The organism is Paenibacillus sp. HGF5, from assembly GCF_000204455.1.
Taxonomy (GTDB): Bacteria; Bacillota; Bacilli; order Paenibacillales; family Paenibacillaceae; genus Paenibacillus_AQ; species Paenibacillus_AQ lautus_A.
In genome coordinates this window covers 177,793-199,776 of the sequence record NZ_AEXS01000019.1, presented here as the reverse complement: position 1 = coordinate 199,776, position 21,984 = coordinate 177,793, and the positions used below count along the sequence as shown (strand labels likewise).

17 protein-coding genes and 1 pseudogene are annotated in these 21,984 nt (G+C 53.1%); 17 read left to right on the top strand and 1 reads right to left on the bottom strand.

Features of this window, described 5'->3' with window-relative positions:
- The first annotated feature begins 176 nt into the window (after positions 1 to 176).
- From HMPREF9412_RS03710 to HMPREF9412_RS03635, 17 genes and pseudogenes are all read left to right on the top strand, one after another.
- Positions 177 to 1,550 carry an alpha-L-fucosidase gene (locus HMPREF9412_RS03710; RefSeq protein ID WP_009589805.1) on the top strand — a complete coding sequence of 458 codons (1,374 nt, stop codon included), beginning with the start codon at positions 177 to 179 and terminating at the stop codon, positions 1,548 to 1,550.
- Positions 1,551 to 1,554: 4 nt separating this feature from the next.
- Positions 1,555 to 4,671 carry a glycoside hydrolase gene (locus HMPREF9412_RS03705; RefSeq protein ID WP_009590028.1) on the top strand — a complete coding sequence of 1,039 codons (3,117 nt, stop codon included), beginning with the start codon at positions 1,555 to 1,557 and terminating at the stop codon, positions 4,669 to 4,671.
- 213 nt (positions 4,672 to 4,884) lie between these two features.
- Complete coding sequence (locus tag HMPREF9412_RS03700) at positions 4,885 to 7,176, top strand: glycoside hydrolase family 3 N-terminal domain-containing protein (RefSeq protein WP_009589961.1); 2,292 nt, start codon at positions 4,885 to 4,887, stop codon at positions 7,174 to 7,176.
- 174 nt (positions 7,177 to 7,350) lie between these two features.
- On the top strand, positions 7,351 to 9,156 hold the full coding sequence (locus HMPREF9412_RS03695) for a sensor histidine kinase (protein WP_254663992.1): 1,806 nt from the start codon (positions 7,351 to 7,353) through the stop codon (positions 9,154 to 9,156).
- Entirely contained in the window at positions 9,122 to 10,813 is a 1,692-nt protein-coding gene (locus HMPREF9412_RS03690) for a response regulator (RefSeq protein WP_009589983.1), read from the top strand. Before HMPREF9412_RS03695 ends, HMPREF9412_RS03690 begins: the two co-directional genes overlap by 35 nt.
- A 94-nt stretch (positions 10,814 to 10,907) precedes the next feature.
- The gene (locus tag HMPREF9412_RS03685) at positions 10,908 to 12,590 is read left to right on the top strand and encodes an extracellular solute-binding protein (protein WP_009590061.1); all 1,683 of its coding nucleotides are present in this window, start codon (positions 10,908 to 10,910) and stop codon (positions 12,588 to 12,590) included.
- A gap of 110 nt (positions 12,591 to 12,700) precedes the next feature.
- Positions 12,701 to 13,600, top strand: a complete 900-nt coding sequence (locus HMPREF9412_RS03680; RefSeq protein ID WP_009589934.1) for an ABC transporter permease — start codon at positions 12,701 to 12,703, stop codon at positions 13,598 to 13,600.
- Positions 13,601 to 13,617: 17 nt separating this feature from the next.
- The gene (locus tag HMPREF9412_RS03675; protein WP_009589917.1) at positions 13,618 to 14,499 is read left to right on the top strand and encodes a carbohydrate ABC transporter permease; all 882 of its coding nucleotides are present in this window, start codon (positions 13,618 to 13,620) and stop codon (positions 14,497 to 14,499) included.
- A gap of 139 nt (positions 14,500 to 14,638) precedes the next feature.
- Positions 14,639 to 15,115 carry a DinB family protein gene (locus HMPREF9412_RS03670; protein WP_009589771.1) on the top strand — a complete coding sequence of 159 codons (477 nt, stop codon included), beginning with the start codon at positions 14,639 to 14,641 and terminating at the stop codon, positions 15,113 to 15,115.
- 340 nt (positions 15,116 to 15,455) lie between these two features.
- Positions 15,456 to 16,379 (top strand): DUF7638 domain-containing protein, encoded by a 924-nt coding sequence (locus tag HMPREF9412_RS03665; protein WP_009590003.1) that lies wholly within the window; start codon positions 15,456 to 15,458, stop codon positions 16,377 to 16,379.
- Between the two features lie 65 nt (positions 16,380 to 16,444).
- Positions 16,445 to 17,212 carry a class I SAM-dependent methyltransferase gene (locus HMPREF9412_RS03660; protein ID WP_009589977.1) on the top strand — a complete coding sequence of 256 codons (768 nt, stop codon included), beginning with the start codon at positions 16,445 to 16,447 and terminating at the stop codon, positions 17,210 to 17,212.
- Positions 17,213 to 17,291: 79 nt separating this feature from the next.
- Positions 17,292 to 17,687, top strand: a complete 396-nt coding sequence (locus HMPREF9412_RS33190; RefSeq protein ID WP_009589799.1) for a DUF6508 domain-containing protein — start codon at positions 17,292 to 17,294, stop codon at positions 17,685 to 17,687.
- A 95-nt stretch (positions 17,688 to 17,782) separates the two neighbouring features.
- The gene (locus tag HMPREF9412_RS03650; RefSeq protein WP_009590027.1) at positions 17,783 to 18,454 is read left to right on the top strand and encodes an HAD family hydrolase; all 672 of its coding nucleotides are present in this window, start codon (positions 17,783 to 17,785) and stop codon (positions 18,452 to 18,454) included.
- Between the two features lie 44 nt (positions 18,455 to 18,498).
- On the top strand, positions 18,499 to 18,987 hold the full coding sequence (locus tag HMPREF9412_RS03645; protein ID WP_009589833.1) for a GNAT family N-acetyltransferase: 489 nt from the start codon (positions 18,499 to 18,501) through the stop codon (positions 18,985 to 18,987).
- Positions 18,988 to 19,117: 130 nt separating this feature from the next.
- Positions 19,118 to 19,207 (top strand): annotated as a pseudogene (gene comI / locus HMPREF9412_RS33185) (competence inhibitor ComI); the annotation flags it as partial.
- Between the two features lie 362 nt (positions 19,208 to 19,569).
- Positions 19,570 to 19,992 (top strand): VOC family protein, encoded by a 423-nt coding sequence (locus HMPREF9412_RS03640; protein ID WP_009589923.1) that lies wholly within the window; start codon positions 19,570 to 19,572, stop codon positions 19,990 to 19,992.
- Positions 19,993 to 20,040: 48 nt separating this feature from the next.
- Entirely contained in the window at positions 20,041 to 20,877 is an 837-nt protein-coding gene (locus HMPREF9412_RS03635; RefSeq protein WP_009589862.1) for a PIG-L deacetylase family protein, read from the top strand.
- Positions 20,878 to 20,957: 80 nt separating this feature from the next.
- On the opposite strand, the gene HMPREF9412_RS03630 is transcribed toward HMPREF9412_RS03635, so the two are convergent.
- Positions 20,958 to 21,764, bottom strand: coding sequence for a lipase family protein (locus tag HMPREF9412_RS03630; protein ID WP_009590058.1), 807 nt, complete (start codon positions 21,762 to 21,764; stop codon positions 20,958 to 20,960).
- Positions 21,765 to 21,984 lie beyond the last annotated feature (220 nt).

Sequence of the window (21,984 nt, the reverse complement as noted above, 5' to 3'; positions counted from 1 at the left end):
CCGATATTGGCCAAAATCAAAGTTTTCTCTCAAAAGTAAAGTGTTCAAGACAGGGATTCCCGGGCTAGAGTAAAGGTCATAAGAAGCCTTGAGACTGCTCAAAGAGTTAGAAGCGAAAGTCTTTATTAAGGCTGGCCGCACGGCAAGAGCCGTGCAGAATAAGGAGGACGTAGTTCATGACCAAGCAAACACAAGCCATCCGGGAAGGCTGGCAATGGTTTACGGAAAGCCGGTACGGCATGTTTATTCATTTCGGGCCTTATGCCCAATACGGGCGCGGCGAGCAGGTTCTGTTCCGGGAGCATTTGGACCAGGCGGAATATGCGCGGAAGGCCTGCGAGTGGAATCCGGAGTTCTTTGACGCCGAGCTTTGGGCGTACACCGCGCGCAAGGCGGGGATGAGATATGCCTGCTTAACAACGCGGCATCATGACGGGTATTGCTTGTGGGATACGGCCACGACGGATTATTCCAGCGCGAAGCAGGCGCCCGGCCGGGATCTGGTGCGCGAATTTACCGATGCGTTCCGAGCCCAGGGGCTTCGGGTCGGCTTATATTATTCCTGGATCGATTGGCGGATCCCGGCTTACTTCGACGGACCGGAGAAGGATCCCGAGGGCTGGGAGACGATGAAGCAGTATTTGCATGCCCAAGTGGAAGAGCTGGTCACGAAATACGGGCGCATCGATCATTTCTTTTTTGACGGGGTATGGCCGCGAACCGCGGAGGACCTGGACAGCATCAAGCTGGTGGAACGGATGAAGTCGATTCAGCCGGACATCCTGGTCAACAATCGCCTAGGGCTGTCCGAGGAGGAGAAGCTGCATGCGGACGGCGGCGGCGGCTCGGGCGATTCCGAGGTGCTGGGCGACTTCGGCTCGCCGGAGCATGTCATCGTCCCGGATCAGAAGCGGCTGTGGGAATCCAGCCAGGTCACCACGTGGAGGCTGTGGGGGTACACGAACGGCGAACGATGGCGTCCGGCCGACGTTTTGCTCGACATGCTGTGCGAGTGCGCGGAAAAAGGGGGGACCGTGGGCGGCAATCTGCTGCTTAACGTCGGACCGCAGCCCGACGGACAGCTTCCGCCGGCCTTCGTGGAGCGGGCGCTGAAGATCGGGGAGTGGCTGGACGTTCACGGCGAGGCCATCTACGGCTCCGACGGCGGGAACCTCACGGAGTTCATCACCTACGGGAGGCAGACGATGAAAGACAACAAGCTGTATCTCATCATCCGTTTCTGGGATGGGAGGCCGGTGCTGAGGCTGGCAGATCTGGTGACGCCGGTATCGCGGGTAACGCTGCTGACAACGGGACAGGAGCTGTCGTTCCGACAGGAGGGCGACGTACTGTGGATCGAAGGGCTTCCGCGGGAACGTCCGACGGAGCTGTTCCCGGTCATCCGCATCGAATGCGAGGAGCGGCCGCAGACCAATGAATGGGGAGTGAACCGCCTCTGGACCGGCGACCCTTCCCGGATCGCCGACTGGGCCCGAACGCGCGGAACATCCGTATACGTCGACGGCCAGCCGCGGATGAGAAAGGAGTAAGTCGATGAGAACGCTGGTATTTTACGACGAGCATTTTCCTTACGAAGGCGAACGTCCGTCTGCAGAGGCATTGGAGGGATTGCGGGAATGGGCGGTGGTCGCTGGTTCCGCGGACGTGGCTGAGCGGCTGACGAAAGGCGGCTGGGACGCGCTGGTTCATCTGCACGGACCGTACTTTCCGAAAGCGGCTTGGGCGGCCATAGAAGCCCACCTGACGGCCGGCGGCGGTCTGGTTCATGCCGGGGGCGTGCCTTTCCGCAGGCCGGTTCGAGAGCTGAACGGAAGCTGGCATGCCGAACGCGAGCAGCTGGCTTATCATCAGCGAATGGATATCCATGATGCGCTGGCGGTGGACGTATCGCGCGTCCGGGAGCTGAAGGCCTCCGCCGAATACCCGATCCTGCAGGGGCGAGAGGAGCTGTTCGGCATGGAGCCGACCTGGGGCTTGACGCTGCACCCGACCAAAGCGAGCGACATTCCGGCCGAGATGGGGGCATGCGGTCCGATGGACGCCGTCATCTCGCCGCTGCTGATCGGCGTGGACCGTGATCGACGCGAGCGGTCCGCTCCGGTCGTCATGCTGGAGCAGCATAAGGGCGATTACGCCGGGGGCCGCTGGATTCTGATCAACCAGCAGCTGAGGGCATCGTTCTGGGAGACGAAAGGGATGGACATCCTGAAGGATCTGGCCCAATACGCGGGAACAGGCGTGACGGAGCTGTGGCTGAAGCCGAACTATGCCTCCTACGAGCCGGACGAGCAGATGCGGTTGACGATCCAGCTGCAGACACTGTCCCGGACGTCCGCCCCGGCGCAGACCTGGCATTTTGATGTGAGTCTTATCAAGGAAGACGACGGCGAGACCGTCTGGACCGGACACGAGAAGTCGGAAGCCGGCATGGAACAGCGGGATCTGCAGCAGCTTCGCTTGTCCGTACCCGTACGGCTGGAAGCGGGCTTGTACCGGATCGTTTGCGAAGCCGAGTCCGAGTCCGGGGAGCGCCGCACCCTGACCCAGGCGGTATGGGGCGTCGATCGTCCGCTGCTGCAGGCGGGAGAGCGGCTGGAATGCGGGCGCGATTACTTCCGCCGCGGCGGGCGGACGGTTCCGATCGTTGGCATGACGTACATGACCTCCGACGTCGCGCGCAAATTCCTCCATCTGCCGAACGTGCAGCGTTGGGATGCGGATATGGCAGAGATGAAGCGGGCAGGGATCAACCTGATCCGGACGGGCATATGGACGGGGTACCGGATGATCATGTTTGCCGACGGCCATGCGGCCGAGGACGTCATGCGGGCGATCGATGCCTTTGTCCTGACGGCCAAACGGCATGGGCTGGAAGTGACGTTCACGTTCTTCTCGTTTGCGCCCGAAGCCTGGGAAGGCGTGAACCCCTACCTGGATCCGCGATCGGTGGAGGCGCAAAAGCGCTTCGTCGCCTCCATCGTCGGACGTCACAGGGGCACAACCAACGTGCATTGGGACCTGATCAACGAGCCTTCGCTGTTCGATCCGAAGCGAATCTTCGAGGGGCCGGTATCGATCGGGGACCGGTTCGAGCGGCAGGCCTGGTCGGAGTGGCTGCGGCAGCGCCACGGGGATGATCTGGCGCTGCTTCAGGAGCGCTGGAACATGACGCCGGGCGAGCTGCCTTCATTCGAGTCGGCGCCTGCGCCGAGTCCGAACGACAAGCTGTTCAACAGCGTGCTGCAGCCGAAGAAGTGGGGACCGTGGATCGATTTCACGCTGTTCACCATGGACATGCATAATCGGTGGGCGTCCGAGCTCATCGGCACCATTCGCCGCTCCGATCCCCGCCAGCTGGTAACGGTCGGGCAGGATGAGGGCATCTGCTCCCAGCGTCCGTCGCCTTCGTTCTATGGCCCCGCGGTCGATTACACGACGGTCCACTCCTGGTGGCAGAACGATCACCTGGCCTGGGACGGCATATTTACGAAAACGCCGGACAAGCCGAATCTGATCCAGGAGACCGGCATCATGCACGTGCAGCGTCCGGACGGCATCGCCAAGCGGACGGAGGAAGAGCTTCGCAGCATCCTGGAGCGGAAGTACGCGTATTCGTTTTCGACCGGGGGCGCGGGTGCCGTGCAGTGGATTTGGAATATTAACTACTTCATGGATAATGCCAACGAATCCAACATCGGGGCGCTTCGGGCGGACGGAACGCAGAAGCCTGAGGCCGATGTGTCCTATGACTTCGGCCGCTTCATGAAGGAAGCAGCCGGCCTCTTCGACGATGAACGGCAGCTGGAGGATATCGCCGTCGTTTACCCGTATTCGAATGATTTTTCCAGCCGCAAGCTGGCTTACGAAGCGACGACGAGGGCCATGCGCGCGTTGACGTTCGGCATGAACATCCATCCGCGGGGCATCGGCGAATATCAGCTGGGGGACCTGAAGCGCTATCCGGCTAAGCTGATCATCGTACCGAGCGCGCATAATTTCGACGATGGCGCGTTTGCTCAGCTCCTCGACTTGGCAAGGGAAGGGAGCACGGTCTTGTGGACCGGCCCGCTTCGCACCGATGCGTATTGGGGACCGGCACCGCATCGTCTGCGGCAGGAGATCGGCGAAACCGTCCATGCCAACGTTCTTCGGGAAGAAACGCTGGAGCTGGCGGGAGAGCATTTCGCCGTTTCGTTCGGCGAGCGGAAGATTAACGCGCTGGCGGTAGATCGTCCGGCGGGCCGGTTGGATGGGACGCTGGCACCCGTCACGGTGACCTTGGGCTCGGGACGGTTCATCTGGTGCCCGCTCCCGGTCGAGATGAACGAGCGCTGGGAGCCGATCCAGGCGCTGTACGCGGAAGCTATCCGCTCCGCAGCCGTTTCGCCTGAGCTGGAATGGCCGAAGGGAGGCGAGCTCCCGGGTATTTACGGCCGCAAGCTGACGTTCGGGCAAGGAAGCTTGTACGTCTTCGTCTCCGAGCATGGGGCAAGCGCAGAGGTCGAGGTAAAGGACCCGGCAACCGGAAAGGTCTACGCCTTCGAATTGGAACGGGAACGGACCGTGATGTTTACGACCGATGCCGGGGGACAAGTGCAGACGGTTTACCGGCCGGAGGAGGTTCGCGTCCGGCAGAGCCAAACATCTTGAGGCGTGCTCGCCCATGAAAAGGTTGGGAGAGGGTTCTAGCCGTTGATCTGGTTTGTCCAGATGCGGTGCAGCCATTCTGCAGGATACGCATAGTTGGAGGTTCTTCGGCCGATCGGATCGTGCCGGAGAGCCTTTTTCTTCCATCGGGAATTTCGGCAGGGCTGCTGTGATCAATAAGATCGAATTTAACAGGAAAAAGAAAGGGTGTGCGCCATGGACTACAAGGACGCTGCATGGCCGGTTTCGCGGCGGGTCGAGGACTTGCTGAAGCGGATGACGGTCGAGGAGAAAATCGGGCAGCTGATCCAGCCGTTCGGCTGGAACACTTACATAAGGAACGACGACGGCACGATCAAGCTAACCGAGGAGTTCAAGTCGCAGCTTGCGGAGGGAGGAATCGGTTCCTTGTATGGCACGCTGCGGGCCGATCCCTGGACCGGGGTGACGCTCGCTAACGGATTGTCCCCGCGGGAAGGGGCGGAAGCGGTCAATGCGATTCAGCGTTATGCGATGGAGCACTCGAGGCTGGGTATTCCGATTCTGTTCGGGGAAGAATGCTCCCATGGACATATGGCGATCGGGGCGACGGTGTTTCCCGTACCGCTCACGATCGGCAGCACCTGGAACACGGAACTGTTCCGCAGCATAAGCCGGGCCGTTGCCGCCGAGACAAGAGCTCAGGGGGGAGCGGCCACCTATTCGCCGGTGCTGGACGTGGTACGGGATCCCCGCTGGGGGCGTACCGAAGAAACCTTCGGCGAGGACCCCCATTTGGTGGCCGAATTCGCGGTTGCCGCCGTGCAGGGACTGCAAGGCGAGCGCCTGGATTCGCATACCAGCCTGCTGGCCACGCTGAAGCATTTCGCAGGCTACGGCGCTTCCGAAGGAGGACGCAATGGGGCACCCGTTCATATGGGCCTTCGGGAGCTTCACGAGGTCGATCTGCTCCCGTTCCGCAAGGCCGTTGAATCGGGTGCCTTGTCGATCATGACGGCCTATAATGAAATCGACGGAGTCCCTTGCACGTCCAGCCGGTACCTGCTGCAAAACGTTCTTCGGGAGGCGTGGGGCTTTGACGGCTTCGTCATTACCGATTGCGGCGCGATCCATATGTTGGCATGCGGTCACAATACGGCCGGATCGGGCGTGGAGGCGGCGACCCAGTCGCTGAAGGCCGGTGTCGACATGGAGATGTCCGGGACCATGTTCCGGGCACATCTTCAGCAAGCGCTGGAGCAAGGGCTGATCACTGAAGACGATCTGAATAGGGCAGCCGGACGCGTGTTGGAGCTAAAGTTTCGTCTGGGACTCTTTGATCGGCCTTATGTGGATCCAGCCTGGGCAGAGCAGGTCATAGGGTGCAAGGAGCATATCGCTCTGGCCTACCAGGCTGCGGCTGAAGGCATCGTGCTCCTGAAGAACGAGGGAAACCTGCTGCCACTGGATTCGAGCAGCGGAACCATTGCGGTCATTGGCCCCAACGCCCATACGCCGTACCATCAGCTTGGCGATTATACGTCCCCCCAGCCGCCGGGGCAGATCGTAACGGTGCTGGACGGCATCCGCCGACGGCTGGGAGACAGCCGCGTGCTGTATGCGCCGGGCTGCCGCATACAAGGCGACTCAAGGGAGGGGTTTCCTCGGGCGCTGGCATGCGCCGAGCAAGCCGACGTCATCGTGATGGTGCTTGGCGGTTCCAGCGCACGGGATTTCGGGGAGGGCACCATCGATCTGAGAACCGGTGCCTCGGTCGTAACCGGGGATGCAAAGAGCGATATGGAATGCGGGGAAGGGATTGACCGCTCGACCCTGACGCTGATGGGCGTGCAGCTGGAGCTGCTGCAGGAGCTCCAGAAGCTCGGCAAGCCGGTGATCGTCGTTTATATCAATGGACGGCCGATTACGGAGCCGTGGATCGACGAGTTTATTCCGGCGATCATCGAAGCTTGGTATCCCGGTCAGGAGGGAGGCGGTGCCATTGCGGACATGCTGTTTGGCGATATCAACCCGTCCGGTCGTCTGCCGCTGTCCATTCCGAAGGAGGTTGGCCAGCTGCCGATTTCTTACAATGCCAGAAGGACCCGGGGCAAGCGTTACCTGGAGACGGACCTTGCGCCGCGGTATCCGTTCGGCTTCGGCTTAAGCTATACGGAATTCCGTTACGGCCGTCTGACGGTCGAGCCGGCTGTCGTCCCCATAGGCGGCGAAGCCACGGTCCGGATCGACGTGACCAACGCGGGAGCACGGGACGGCGCGGAAGTCGTTCAGCTGTACGTCTCGGATCTGGCCGCCTCCGTTACCCGTCCCGAGAAGGCCTTGAAAGGGTTCCGAAAGGTGTTCCTGAAGGCCGGGGAAACGCAGGAAGTAACGTTTACCATCGGCAGCGAGCAGCTGGAATTGATCGGCCTAGACCTGAAGCCGGTGGTGGAGCCCGGCGAGTTCCGCATTCAGGTCGGTCCCGACTCGACGAGAGGAGAGATCGCAAGCTTGATGGTGGAAAGCTAACCGGTCCGTCCCTCCCAAACATAAAGAATCTTTAACGATACTGGTTCAACCCGGCGAAAGCGGATATCCCGAAGTTGTCGGACGTCCTTGCTTTAGCCGGGCTAACCGGTCGTGAACAATCATGTAAACGTTAAGGTCCGTTTTTATTCTGTTCATCGGTTAGGCGAAGCGATCATGGTAACGAAGTGGAGGCAAGCGATGAAGCTGCTGTGGTTCAAATCGATTTATCCCAAAATCGTGGCCGGCTTTTTGTTGGCCATTATGCCGGTTTACGCCGCTGCCCTGTATATGAACGAGTCCGGGCTTGCGAGCGTTGAGCAGGAAATTACCCAATCTTTGAATGCGAGGACTAATTTTTTCATGCGTACGCTGGAACAGGAGCTGCGATCGACGGTGCTGCTGATGAACGATTTGTCGCAGGACTCCGACCTGCAAAAGCTAAGCACCATCGCGCCCGCCATGAGCCGTTCCGAATATTTTCAGGCGATCAACCGCCTCCAGGGCAAAATGCGGCTGCTGCAAAGCTCCAATCAATACGTTCAGGAGGCCAAAACATATATTCCGTTGATTGAGAAAACGATTGAGCAGGTGTCGTACGAAGGAGCCATGCCGCCAGAGCAGATGAAGGCGCTTGAGGAGCATCCCGATCGGGTCATTTTCGAATGGAAGAACAAGCTTCTGCTGGGTATGGTATACCCGGAACGATTGCGAAACGGCAATCCGCCTAATTTTGCGATTGCGGCGGAGCTGTCCGTTCCGAAAATGCAAACGGCGCTCCTGCAGCTGGCAACGGGCGACGGGGGCGCCGTTCTCATCGGCGTCGACAACAGCTGGGTCCTGACTCAGGAGGACGGAGGCGGCATCGGTCCCCGGTTGGCCGAACGCATCGACTTGGAAGCGCTAACAAGCACCGAGTTTTCAAAGCTTCCCTACAACACGAAGGTAAAGGCGGATGGGGCCAACTATTGGGTTAGCGTGGAGCGCTCCGCCTTTTTGAATGCCGACCTGGTGGTGTACGTCCCCGAAGCCGAATTTCTGGGTCCGCTCGGGAAATACCGCATGATCTTTTTCGGGCTGTCGGGCTTCTCCCTGCTGGTGGTTATTCTGTTCTCGGGCTGGATCTACAGCCGAATTCATCAGCCGCTTCAGCGGATGGTGAGGGCATTCCGCAACATCGATTTCGACAGTCCCCGGGTGGAACTGCGCCATAAGCATCATGACGAGTTCCACTATCTGTACGAGCAGTTTAACCATATGGTGAAGCGCCTGCAGGTACTGATCCACGAAGTGTTTGAGCAGAAAATCCGCTCGCAGCGCTCCGAGCTGAAGCAGCTCCAATCCCAGATCAACCCCCATTTTTTATATAACAGCTTCTTTACGCTTCATCAGATGGGAGAGATGCAGGATTACGAAAATATCGTTCGTTTTACGAGGCATTTGGGGGAATATTTCAGGTTCATCACCCGCAACGCTGCCGACGAAGTTTCGTTGAAGGCGGAAGTGGGGCATGCCAAGGCTTACGTGGACATTCAGTCCATCCGTTTCCATAACCGGATATCGGCTTATTGGGATGACATCCCCGGTGATTGGGAGCGACAGGACGTTCCGCTGCTCATCCTGCAGCCTTTAATCGAAAATGCATACGAGCACGGACTTGAGGAGAAGGAGGCGGACGGGCAAATCCGGGTTGCCATGGCCGCTGAGCGGCATGTCCTGCATATCATCGTGGAGGATAACGGGGAGACGTTGACGGACGAAAAGCTGCGGAACCTGCAATCCATGACCGCGAATTCGGACGTGAAAGGAGAGATCACCGGTTTATCCAACGTGCACCGACGCCTTCGATTAAAATTCGGGCCTGCTGGCGGATTGACCTTTTCGAGAAGCCGGTTGGGCGGTTTGAGAATCGATATGACACTGCCAAAGCAAGAAAGGAGCGAGATGGATGAAGAGCAGGTACAGAATACTGATCGTGGATGACGAACCTTTTATCGTGAACGGGCTTGCGGAATTATGCCTTGGCGCGGAATTTCTCGAGCTGGAGGTGTATAAGGCTTATTCCTCTTCGGAAGCCTTGGGCTGGCTTAAACGGGCGAAAATGGACATCGTTTTGTCGGATATCAAAATGCCGGGGTTAAACGGCCTTGCCCTGCAAAAGGAAATATCCAGGCAGTGGCCCCATTGCAAAGTGATTTTTTTGACCGGATACGACGACTTTTCTTATATCCAGGAGGCCACCCGGCAAGGAAGCGTGGATTATGTTCTCAAGGCCGAGGGAAACGATGCCGTGCTGAGCGCGATCGAGAAGACCGTAGAGCTGCTTGACCAGGAGATAGAAGCGGACATTCTGCTTGCCAAAGCGAGGGACAATATGCGCATGGCGCTGCCGTTTTTACAGCAGCAGTACGTTCTGGAGCTGATGCAAAAAGCACCTGGTCCTATTCGGCGGGAGGAACTGGAGCAGCGCTTTGCGGAGCTGGAGATGAAGCTGGATCCCGGCAAGCCTTGCCTGCTGCTGTTATGCAGGCTGGACGGCTGGCAAAGGCAAGAAAGTCCATCGGCCCAATCGCTGATGCTGTACGCGGTCCAGAATATCATCGGCGAGCTGCTCGGACCGATGACCGACGGCATGGCCGTGGAGTTCGGCAGGGCCAAGATGATCTGGATTTTGCAGCACAAAGAGGAGGGGGAGGAGCATCCGGAGGAGGTTCGAGGTCCGGCGGCGGAACGGGTCCAGCGTTTTGTCCACGGGATGCTGGAACAAATTCAGGACGTTTGCAAAACGCTTCTGAAATTGAAGACTTCGTTTGCCATGGCTGGCGAGTGGGTCGATTGGGAACGGCTGCCGGACAAATTCGAAGGACTGAAGCAGCTGCTGGACAGCGGCCTCGGGATCGGCCACGAATCTTTGTTGACCGAAGCCGGTGAGCGCAACCGCCCGGATCGTATGGGGCATTTTCTGGGGCGCTCTCGCTCGCATCTGAAGCGGATGGAGCTGCTGCGCGGCTGTCTAGACAATGGGGACCGGGAGGAATTCATGCAGCTGCTCCATGAGGTGACCGATACCTCTTCCTTCCCGCCGGAGGTTGATTATTTGCTGAAAATGGAGGTATATTACGGCCTAGTGTCCGTGATGATGCCGTCCCTGGTGGATATGGAAGCTCTCTGCCGGAACGTGGAAGGGAAAGGGGCGGTGGATTATATCACATTGACTCATTTGGAGGAGCATGATTCGTGGACGGAGGCGGCCGAATATTTCGAAAGGCTGGCGGACATCATCTTCAACCGGAAAGAGCAGGGGAAGCAGGATCAGCAGCATGAGGTGATTGCCAAAGTTCAACGGTATATCGAGGATCACTTAAGCGGCGACCTGTCCTTGACGCAAATCGGGGAGGCCGTGGGACACAACCCTTCGTATTTGTCCAGATTGTACAAACAAGTGACCGGCGAGGGCCTGTCCGAGTCGATTAATGCGGCACGGCTGGCCAAAGCGAAGCAGCTGCTGAAGGAGACGACGGACAAAATCCATGTCATCGCCGCTGCGGTGGGTTTCAGTTCTCCGCCGTATTTTTACCGCTTTTTCAAAAAAACGACCCATTTGACGCCGCAGGAATACAGAGAACTGCACAACATGTAAAGAGAAGATATCAAAGTAAAGAGCTTGGAGTAGATAGCTCTTTTTTTGTTCCCTTATACTCTAAACAAACATCGAATTCAAGGAGGTCGCAAACATGAAGAGAAATAAGATCTTGTCCGTATTGTGGATCAGTATGCTGGCTTTCGTGTTTATTTTAAGCGCTTGCAGCAAAGGGGAAGAAGGCGGAGGCAGCGCGGCGGGTTCATCCACCGATAGCGAAGCCTCGGCCTTGGAGCCGGGCGATCCGTTCGGCAAGTATGATCCCCCCATTCAGCTGGATGCCGTCCGGTTTGTGGGAGAAGAAGTGAAGTTCCCGTCCGGACAGGATATTAAGAACAACGTGTGGACCGACCTTTATAAGGAAATGGGCATCAACCTCAACTATAAATGGGTGGTGACGGGTCAGGAGCAGTATGAATCCAAAATGAATATCGCGATTGCTTCCAATGACCTCCCGGATATCATGCAGGTGACGCCGGAGCAGCTGCGCCAGCTTGCGGACGCCGGGCAATTGGCGGACTTGGCGCCCGCTTTCGAGAATTACGCCAGCGATGACCTGAAGAAGGTCATGGAGATCGAGAAAAACGCGCTCCCTTCCGCGACGTTTGACGGCAAGCTGTTGGCGATCCCGTCCACTCAGCCGGTCATCGGCGGCTCGGCTCCGCTGCTGTGGGTCCGGGAGGATTGGATGGAGAAGCTGAATCTGCCTGAACCGAACACGATGGATGACCTTGTAGCCATTGCGGAGGCGTTTGCCAAGCAGGATCCGGACGGTAACGGCAAGGCGGATACCTACGGACTTGCGCTGACCAAGGATATCGGATTAAACAGCTCTTCGGTAGGTTTCTTTAACGGCTTCGGCGGTTTCCCGCAAATTTGGATCGAAGACGCTGAGGGGCAATTGCAGTTCGGCAGCATTCAGCCGGAGATGAAGGAAGCGCTGGCAAAGCTGCAGGACATGTTCAAGAACAAGCTGATTGACCCGGAATTCGGCGTGAAGGATACCGTCAAGGTCTTTGAATCCGTGACCACCCACAAAATCGGCATGCTGATCGGACCAAGCTGGTATCCGGCATGGCCTTTCTGGGACATGGTGAAAGAGGATGAATCGGTGAAATGGAAGTCCTACCCGATCCCGTCTTTGGAGGGCGGTCCGGCGACGGTGCAGATGCCTTTTGCCGTCTCTCAATATTACGTGGTCAAAAAGGGGTACGAGCATCCCGAGGTCATCGTCAAGCTGGCTAACCAGTACTATGAGAAGCTGTACAGCGACAATGCGGAATTCGACAAGTACGGCCAAATCATTGAAGACGGCGTATCCATAGGGGTCAACAAATATTCGCTGGTTGAGGTCGTCAATCCGAACAAAGACCTGATCCGGCAGGAGGAGCTGGCCAAGGCGCTGGAATCCGAAAGCGACGCGGACATCACCAGCGCCGAAACGAAGATCATGTTCAAGGAGTTTCAGGACTATCTCGCAGGCAACAATCCGATGGGCTGGTCCGGCTATGCCGCCAACGGTCCGGAAGGCTCCATGAAACAGCTTCGCGATTTGAACGATGCGGGCAAAGTCATCTCGAACGGTTATGTAGGCGCGCCGACCGAGACCATGGCCGACAAAAAAGCGACGCTCGACCGGCTGGAGCAGGAAACGTTCATCAAAATCATTTTGGGCGAGGCAAGCATCGACGCCTTTGATGAGTTCGTGGCCAATTGGAAGAAGCTCGGCGGCGACAAGATTACCGAAGAAGTTAATGCATGGAAGGCCGCCAGATAAGGAGTTCGGCTAACGGGAACAGGGGAGGGAGGTTTCTGACACCCCCCTGTTCTCTTTTCACCACCTGCTGAAGGCGAATGGGATATACATTGACAGACAGGAGGATCGCCATGTTAAGCAAAAAGTTTCGGCGGCAGTGGCCGCTTCATCTGATGATCTTGCCCGGCATCGTCATCGTGCTGATCTACAGCTATTGGCCGATGATCGGCATTGCCATGGCCTTTCAGAAATTCGTTCCGTTCAAAGGCCTATTCGGCTCGGACTGGATCGGGCTGGACAATTTCCGTTATGTGTTCGATCTGCCGGAAACCGGCCAAATCATTTGGAATACGGTGTTTATCGCCTTCATGAAAATCATCGGGGGATTGGTCGTGCCGATCCTGGTTTCGCTGCTGCTGAATGAGCTGAGGAACGAGCTGATCAAACGCGGCGTGCAGACGCTCGTCTATTTGCCGCATTTTTTATCGTGGGTCATCCTCGGCGGAATCTTTATCGATATTTTATCGCCGACGAACGGGATCGCGAACCAAATTTTGGGCTGGTTCGGCATCGAGCCGATTTTTTTCCTGGGCAGCAACCAATGGTTTCCTTATACCCTCGTCATAACGGACATCTGGAAGGAATTCGGCTTTAGCACCATCGTCTATTTGGCTGCATTAACCTCCATCAATCCTTCCCTGTATGAGGCGGCTACGGTCGATGGCGCAAACCGCTGGAAACAGACCTGGCACATCACGCTTCCCGGCATGATGCCGATCATCATTTTGCTGGCGACCCTCTCGCTCGGGAATGTGCTGAATGCCGGTTTTGACCAGGTGTTCAACTTGTACAGCCCGCAGGTGTATGAGAGCGGGGACATTCTGGATACGTTTATTTACCGGATCGGCATGCAGGGTGCCCAGTATGGAGTGGCCACGGCGATCGGCCTGTTCAAATCCTTGATCTCGTTCGTCTTTATCGTGACGTCCTACGCCCTGGCATCCAAGTTCGCCAATTACAGAATATTTTAGGAAGGAAGGTGTCCCGTATGCATAAACCGTCACTCAGCCGCAAATTTTTTCTTGGCTTCAACTACGCTTTTCTGATCGGTCTGGGGCTGCTCTGCTTTCTTCCCATCGTTCATATTCTGGCGGTTTCTCTCAGCTCCAAAGGCGCGGCGACGGCAGGGATCGTGAAGCTGTGGCCCGTCGATTTTACGCTCAGCTCCTATCAGTACGTATTGAACAAGCCGCAATTTATGGTAGCGATGTGGGTCACCGTGCAGCGCGTCGTTCTCGGGACCGGGATCAGCATGCTGCTGACCCTGCTCATTGCTTATCCGCTGTCGAAGGAACCGCGGGATTTTAAATTTCGCACGCAGTATGCCTGGTTCTTCGTGTTCACGACCTTGTTCTCCGGAGGGTTGATACCAAGGTATATGACGATAAGGGATACAGGGCTGATCGATACGATATGGGCATTGGTCATCCCGGGTGCGGTAGCAGTGTTCAACGTGATTTTGCTGCTCAATTTTTTTCGCGGCCTGCCCAAAGAGCTGGAGGAATCCTGCTTCATTGACGGCGGGAGCTACATCACCAGCCTGTGGAAAATATACGCGCCGCTGTCGCTGCCGGCCATGGCCACCGTCACGCTGTTTACGATCGTCGGCCAATGGAACGAATGGTTTGACGGACTGTTACTCATGAATTCGCCGGAAAAATACCCGCTGTCGAGTTATTTACAGACTGTTATCGTACAGACCAACCTGACGTCGATCAATGCAGACGATGCGGCGGCACTCTCCGAAGTGTCCAACCGAACGTTTAAAGCTGCGCAAATATTCATCGGCTCCCTGCCGATTCTGCTGCTGTATCCCTTCCTCCAGCGTTTCTTCGTAAAAGGCATCGTGCTGGGCAGCGTGAAAGAGTAATCCCGAATATGCTTTATATTTTGTTTGATCCCCGTGCCTGCTTTTTCGTTATATATGGTATAATTTTCTAGTCAGGTGTTAGGTGCTAGCGTCGTAGACTAGACTTACCGATAAAGCGAACAAGAGAGGAGAGAGCAGAATGAACGAAGCGTATCTTCAATTGTACGATTATCACATGTGGGCGAACGAAAGAGTATGGAACCATTTGCAATCCTTGCCGGAAGGCGTGTTTCTCCAGGAAGTGAATCTGGGCTTCAACTCCATCGCGGAAGTCTTCGGTCACCTTGCAGCTGCGGAGGAAGTTTGGTTTGCCCGGATCAAGGAGGAAAGTCCTCCGTCGCTTGCCGCGAGACCGTTCGCGAATATGGAAGCAGCTTATCAATACATGAGCCAGCTCCAAACCGAGCACCATGAATATTTAGCGTCGATTGGCGATATGGGGAAGGTTGTGACTTATCACAACACTGCGGGTGAGGCATTTCAGAATTCGATTTCGGAGATTCTCCAGCAGGTCGTAAATCATGGAACCTACCATAGAGGCAATATCACGACCATGCTTCGGCATTTGGGACACAAAGGAATCATAACGGATTATATTGCTTTTTTAAGAGTGTAGCTTAAACGAAACCACACATAGGGGACTTCCTGCTGTCATGATCTCATGAGCCGGGGAGTTCTTTTGCTATTTTTACCAAACGGAAATGAGGATGTAAAATAGAATAAGAATGCCAGGTTAACAAGAAGGATGATCGGGATTCGTTTTTGGTAGAGAATATTTATAAATATCGTTGGTATAGAGCTTCCTGCGGCTCTCTTATATGATGTAAGGAATGCCCTCATAGTTATAGAAATAGAAATTCATAGGATCAATAGAGCGACGCGGGTGAAGCGCTGACACATTCGAGGAATACCAAAACACGAAGCCATATACTACCTATAATCAGAAGGTGATTCATATGAAAAAGATTCGGAGAACCAAAATCGTTGAAGGTACTTCCATACCGGGAATAATCCGTAACGGAGGTCAGTACTTTTATATTGGCGTAGATATCTATGAAGACGGCATGATCAATTGCTGGGAGCTGGTTGACCTCGCAGGGCTAAAAAACAAGATCGATTCGAACTGGCTGACGCCTGTCGTTCCGCTTGGCGAAAATCTGTCGATCCATGGACTGGGTGCGTTCCAGGTCCAGGAAGCGAACTGGAGATTCCATCCAGAGAGCTATTATGAACATATCAAGCAGACCATTCGTGTGATGAATCCGGAATTCGTGAATATCTATGAAGTTTCAGAGCGTGAGCAGAAGCAATGGGAGATCAGAAGAGTGGCCCACTCTCCTCGTCCCACTGATTTTTATGTGAAGGATGAAATGTTCTATCAAACGGTGGAGGGCGACGGTTTCCACATGTTTATGAAATATGAGGGTGCGAATTATTTGGTTTATTTGAATGTGTATCAGGACGGTCAAGTCTTGGTCCACGACCTCCCCCTGGACGTCCGTTGCCATCTTAATGAGCTAGACGAATGGTTTCAGGACGGGACGCTATTCACGACATTCGATGGCGCGCTGCCTCTTAGCATAGCGGGACTTGGCGAGGTTACGCTGTCCGAACCGTTGTATGCGGCGGACACGGAGGAGAAGTTCAAGGAGCTTATCGACATTCACAGGAAATTGAACGGGGAGAAATCCGCGCATGAAGAATGCAGGGACGCTTATTATTTATATCTAGAAAATCCCACCGAGTTTTACAGGGAACATTTAAGAGAGAAGTATGAACGGGTGCCCGAGCATGAGCGGATATACTTGGGTGATATGGATTCTAAAGATTGGGACTACCAAAGAATCCTCTATCGGCCGGATGAGAAGCGGGAAGTGTAAGAGATATATCAAATTTGCTGGGTTAATGGGAAATAAAATACTTTTGATAAAGTGAGGTCATTCCAATGTATAGTTCGTATGGAGCGCTGTGTACGGAAGTGTATGATCTGAGCAAACCGTTAGGTTTCTCGTTTGGCGACGTGGAATATTATGCGGAGCGCCTGAAAGACGTTAAGGGCAAGGTGCTGGAAGTTGGATGTGGATCGGGCCGGGTATTAATCCCGCTGCTCCAAGCAGGCATCAACATCGAAGGCGTGGATAATTCGGCTGCGATGCTGGATTCCTGCAAAAGAAGATTAGCGGAGTTGAGCCTTGAGGCTAAGCTGTTTGAAGACGAGATGCATAACTTTTCGTTGGCGGATGCCTATGACGCCATTATCATTCCAGCAGGATCCTTTCAGTTAGTGGAGGGACGCGAGCAGGCTGAATCGGCTCTGAAACACTTTGCTTCCCATTTGACGCCTGGGGGCAGGTTGATCGTGGATTTGTATATTCCTACGGATTTAGACGCGAATCACACCTCGACTAGAAGCTGGGAAACTTCCGATAATGAAGTCATCGTTCTGGAGGAAAGACGTACGGAATGCAATCTGCTTGACCAGCGCATCGTGTCGATCCTGAAATATGAAAAATGGAAGGAAGGCCATCTGGTTCAGACCGAGCTGCAACGGTTTCCTCTAAGCTGGTATGGGATGCATGAGTTTGAACTCATGCTGGAGAAGCAAGGATACGAAGAGATTACGAAGTCGGCTGACTATCGCTGGATGAATCAACCTGTTCAGGCGGGTCAGATGATTACATACGAGGCTAGGAAGGCTTCAAGGGGGCGGTAACAGGCTTCAGGGCGTTTATTTATATGAGGTTCCTTGGGTACCTTGCGCGGTGACGAATCCAAATCAATGAGGTGATGGTATGCCGTATGACTCAGACTTAACTGCTTCGGATGTGGAGCGGTTGCTCCCATACCTCGAATATTTCCAAAACCCCGGGTCCGTTTTTTACCATGACGTTAATGGATATCGATGTGAAAGCAAGGAAATCGGAAATTTTCGTAAAGCGTTGGATGATGTCGGCTTCCTCATGGTATTTAACTGGAGCGAATGGTTAGCGGAGAACGAGGTTTATCGAGATTTAGATAACCCTGCGGGGAGCAGCATTCGCAGCGCCGATCTGGTAACTCTTAGAAAATTGATGACCAGTTATGTTCGCGGTGACCGATTCAATGAAGGGTTATTCCTCAACGTATGCATGAAAGGACATGTTGCGGAAATTTTATTGCGGCTGAGAGAGTTGAAGGGCTCGCTATGATGAACTATTGACATTGAAATTTCAATTTAAATGGTGAACGTAATCGCTCATAAACTTGTCGTCTTTAGGCAAGTTAGAGTTTGGGGGGGACGGCAATGACTACCAATGCGATTTTTCTCGATTTTTATGGGACTGTGGTTCAAGAAGATGATGAGATCATTCCGTTAATATGCCAGAAAATTAAAGAAAGTTCTTCTGAGAATTGTTCGATTCAGGAGATAGGACAATACTGGTGGGCATCATTTTCAAAGATGTTTCAAGAAAGTTATGGGGAAAACTTTGATACTCAAAGAAATCTAGGTAGGATGTCTTTGTGCAAGACGATAGAATATTATAAATCGAACTGCACGGCAGACGAAATCATACTTGAGCAATTTGAACATTGGCAAAAGCCAAGTATATATGAGGATTCCCTCTCATTTCTGAAGTCATGCGAATTGCCTGTATACATCATTTCCAATATCGATACATCAGATGTGATGGCAGCAATAAAGTTCCACGGTCTAAAGGTAGGTGGAGTGATTACCAGTGAAGACGTCAGATCCTATAAACCAAGATCGGAAATATTTGGAGAAGCATTAAGGCGTTATGAGTTAAAGAATACGGACGTACTGCATGTTGGGGATTCATTAACAAGTGATGTTGTTGGAGCCCAAAACATGGGAATCCGAGCCGTTTGGATCAATCGGATGAACAAAATGAAGCCGGATCATATACAACCTGATCACATCATAAAGAAGCTAACGGAATTAGAAGGGATTATGTAGATATTTCAAAGGTGGAGAATGATTAATGCTATAGGGAGAACATTATGCATATAAACTTGGTACCCGTTGATCTAGGAAAAAAAGATATCCTGTTTAATTTGTATCAATTGTATTATTACGATTTTAGTGAGTATACGAATCAAGATTTAAATAAAGATGGAAAGTATGATTTGGATATTAATCTGTTTTGGGAGGGAGATCGAAGGTGGCATCCCTTTTTTATAGAAGCCTCGGGAATATTAGTTGGTTTTACAGTCATCCTACATGAAAATATGGATACGGACCCCGATCCGACACATGTTATTTATGATTTTATGATTATTAAGAAATTTAGAAGAAGAGGAATTGGGCATCAAGCAGCAATCAAAGCGCTTAATATGTATAAAGCAAATTGGAAGATTGCCCAGATGCAAGTTAACACGCCTGCAATATCGTTTTGGAGAAAGGTAGTAAAACAATATACAAAAGACAATTATACTGAAGTAGTAAGAGAAGATTCAAAGAAATATGTTCAAACATTCTGTACGAAATAATAACAAACTGTGGTGGTTTATTTAGAAATGTTAAAATAGGAACGCTTGTACGTAGATGTGATAAGAGGTAAAATATAACTACAATTGAATCTTGGGTGGGCATGGTTTCCCTTCGAAAGGAGGTGAAGCCGTGGAGGTAAAGGATGCATTAACGATTATGTTTCTATTTGGATCGTTCATTCTTGCTCTTTTAACATACATTAACAATAACACAAGAAAAAATAAAAACCCACCCAAAGGTTACGCGCCGAAGGTGGGTTTTTCATTCCTAATGACTTAGAAGGGAATAGACCATCCAAGCCAATTGTACTGACCAAGTGTTGCTGCACTTGGTCTTAATTACATTTATAATACCATAAAATAAATTATGTATCAAAGCTCTAGAAAAATCTGATGAAACGTAGATAATGAGATGTATGCGTCACGGGAAAGTTCTCTCATCTCATCTCATATCCCTATTAAATCTTATCATACTTTTTTAGCGGAAGCGTTGTTATTGTATAACGATGTCGTTACAAGACGATAAGTAGAAACAAAGATTGAAGACTAACTGCATACTCAACCTTAAGGAGCTGGAAGGACATGATACAATCCATTGTTCATATCGCGTTAGTCGTGAAGGACTATGACGAGGCCATTGCATTTTATACCGAGAAGCTGAATTTTACTTTGATCGAAGATACATATCAGCCCGAACAAGACAAACGCTGGGTGGTTGTTGCTCCTCCCGGGTCGGTTGGCACGACGATATTGCTTGCCAAAGCCTCCAAGCCGGAACAAGAGCCGTTTATAGGCAACCAATCGGGCGGCCGAGTGTTTCTATTCCTGAATACCGATGACTTCTGGAGAGATTATCGCGAAATGGTGTCGCGGGGAATCGAGTTTGTAAGAGAGCCGAAAGAGCAGGATTACGGCATGGTAGCGGTATTCAAGGATTTGTACGGGAACCTGTGGGATTTGCTGGAGCTGAAAGAAGATCATCCATTAATGAAACGTTTGAAGTAATCGATACATCGATCGTTTATTGAAGAAACTATAAGGAGGAGGCAACAGATGTCCACTATTCTCAATGTGATTGTCATTGCAGCGCATCCAGATGAACCCGAAATCTATGCAGGAGCGATCTCCGCAGCCTACGCAGAGATGGGCCATCGGGTGAAGTTCGTTACGTTAACCGATGGATGCTGCGGTCATCATGAAATGAGCGGGCAGGACCTGGTCGACCGTCGTATACGGGAAGCCCATGAGGCTGCCCGGCATCTTGGGGTTCTGGAATATGTCGTTCTGCCCATACCCGATGGCGAATTGATGCCGACACCGGAAGTACGCAAGGAAGTGATCCGTCAAATCCGCGGCTGGGAGGCGGATATCGTCATCACGTTCCATCCGGAGGGTCCCGGCCATGTGGATAACCGAAATGCCGGGAAGGTCGTGCGGGATGCCGCAGATTTTGTGGCGAATGTACCTAATGCCGTGCCCGAAGTACCGTCATTAAAAAAATCCCCGATATACCTGCTGATGCCGGATTATGCGGCACGGGCGTCATATCAACCGGATATTGTCATCGATGCCGGAGACGTCATCGAGAAGAAATTGCTTGCCTGCGATGCCCATGCTTCCCAGTTTTACGAGTTTGCCCCATGGCAGGGTGGTTTCTTGCATGACGTACCGGATACGTGGGAAGAGAAGCGGGATTTTATTCTGAAGTTTTGGAATCGGTTTCTGCGCGTGTCGGACGAAATGCTGCCTACGCTTGCCAAGCTGTATGGTCAAGAGTATGCAGCCGGCGTACAATATGCCGAGCCTTTCGAAATTGCGGATTATGGCCGAAGACCGAATGACGCTGAAATGAAGGTATTGTTCCCGATGCTAACAGGTACTCGCGTGTAATCGATTCTCGGTTAAGCAATAAAAGAGCGGATTTCCTCTTCAGGGAAATCCGCTTTCTTTTATGACCCCTCCAAATAGGCTTACACCTTCTCTATTGGTAATTCTGTGACGGGACAGAACCCGGGATTCGTCGAATTTAAAAGCTCGGCAAATGGCGGCTGGAGCTTGGCAAGCTCCGCATAATAACTGCTGATTACATGATTGCCGCTAACCGACCCATTCTGGAAGGTCAATGGCCAGTGAGTATGTACGTGACTGTAATAGTATTTCTTTTCCCGTTTCGGCAGTTTGTAGATACTGGGCGGTGCATGAGTGACGACATCGAACAGGTTGGCTATACGAAAGCTGCTTCGAACATATTTGGCAAAGGCCTTGGCAAAATCGGGATCCCCTACGCGCGGTGATCCATAAGTGAAAACATGGGGGGATTGGTGATCCGTGTTCGCGGCAACATCCACGGCGCACAAGGTGGCAAGTGCCCCTCCGAGACTGTGGCCTGTAATGAACAAGGTCTTATCGACAGGCAATCTTTTAAGCGCCGACATGATCTGCCCGCGGGCGGAAGCGTAGATGCTGGTGAAGCCGCGGTGCGTGAGGGCGGGATCTTTGATGTATTTGAAGTTCTTTTGGGAGGCTATGGCATCCGTGATCCAATCCGTGGAAGACATGGTACCCCGAAAGGCGATGATAATCTCCTTCGGCGATTCAAGGATAAACCCGAAGCGTTCTGACACGCGGATTAAGGAATTCGCTTCAATGGTGTCGAACAGCGAAAAGTTTAGCGGAAGGACAAATGAGCCGTCCGTGTTGGTGAATTGTGAATAGGTTTGTCCGCAGATCGCCGCCAGGAAAATGGCCCATTGTTCTTGCTCCGTGCTCGCAACCATGTACATCCCGCCCTTCTGTTCTCCTACACTATATTAGGGAGAGGAAGGAAAGGTGCCTATTGCCCGTTGGTTTGTCAAACGGTTATCAAGCGAAGAGAGTCCGCGGGATTTCCTGACTTCGAAGGTTTGGGAAGAACCAAGTTATATGGTACCATTCTATAGACATGGATTGGTCTTTGGTCTAACCGTGTAAAAGCATTCGAGGTTTCAGATTGTACTT

Coding starts and splice junctions, on each gene's coding strand:
- HMPREF9412_RS03710 (WP_009589805.1), top strand. CDS start 177: ATGACCAAGCAAACACAAGCCATCCGGGAAGGCTGGCAATGGTTTACG.
- HMPREF9412_RS03705 (WP_009590028.1), top strand. CDS start 1,555: ATGAGAACGCTGGTATTTTACGACGAGCATTTTCCTTACGAAGGCGAA.
- HMPREF9412_RS03700 (WP_009589961.1), top strand. CDS start 4,885: ATGGACTACAAGGACGCTGCATGGCCGGTTTCGCGGCGGGTCGAGGAC.
- HMPREF9412_RS03695 (WP_254663992.1), top strand. CDS start 7,351: ATGGTAACGAAGTGGAGGCAAGCGATGAAGCTGCTGTGGTTCAAATCG.
- HMPREF9412_RS03690 (WP_009589983.1), top strand. CDS start 9,122: ATGAAGAGCAGGTACAGAATACTGATCGTGGATGACGAACCTTTTATC.
- HMPREF9412_RS03685 (WP_009590061.1), top strand. CDS start 10,908: ATGAAGAGAAATAAGATCTTGTCCGTATTGTGGATCAGTATGCTGGCT.
- HMPREF9412_RS03680 (WP_009589934.1), top strand. CDS start 12,701: ATGTTAAGCAAAAAGTTTCGGCGGCAGTGGCCGCTTCATCTGATGATC.
- HMPREF9412_RS03675 (WP_009589917.1), top strand. CDS start 13,618: ATGCATAAACCGTCACTCAGCCGCAAATTTTTTCTTGGCTTCAACTAC.
- HMPREF9412_RS03670 (WP_009589771.1), top strand. CDS start 14,639: ATGAACGAAGCGTATCTTCAATTGTACGATTATCACATGTGGGCGAAC.
- HMPREF9412_RS03665 (WP_009590003.1), top strand. CDS start 15,456: ATGAAAAAGATTCGGAGAACCAAAATCGTTGAAGGTACTTCCATACCG.
- HMPREF9412_RS03660 (WP_009589977.1), top strand. CDS start 16,445: ATGTATAGTTCGTATGGAGCGCTGTGTACGGAAGTGTATGATCTGAGC.
- HMPREF9412_RS33190 (WP_009589799.1), top strand. CDS start 17,292: ATGCCGTATGACTCAGACTTAACTGCTTCGGATGTGGAGCGGTTGCTC.
- HMPREF9412_RS03650 (WP_009590027.1), top strand. CDS start 17,783: ATGACTACCAATGCGATTTTTCTCGATTTTTATGGGACTGTGGTTCAA.
- HMPREF9412_RS03645 (WP_009589833.1), top strand. CDS start 18,499: ATGCATATAAACTTGGTACCCGTTGATCTAGGAAAAAAAGATATCCTG.
- HMPREF9412_RS03640 (WP_009589923.1), top strand. CDS start 19,570: ATGATACAATCCATTGTTCATATCGCGTTAGTCGTGAAGGACTATGAC.
- HMPREF9412_RS03635 (WP_009589862.1), top strand. CDS start 20,041: ATGTCCACTATTCTCAATGTGATTGTCATTGCAGCGCATCCAGATGAA.
- HMPREF9412_RS03630 (WP_009590058.1), bottom strand. CDS start 21,764: ATGGTTGCGAGCACGGAGCAAGAACAATGGGCCATTTTCCTGGCGGCG.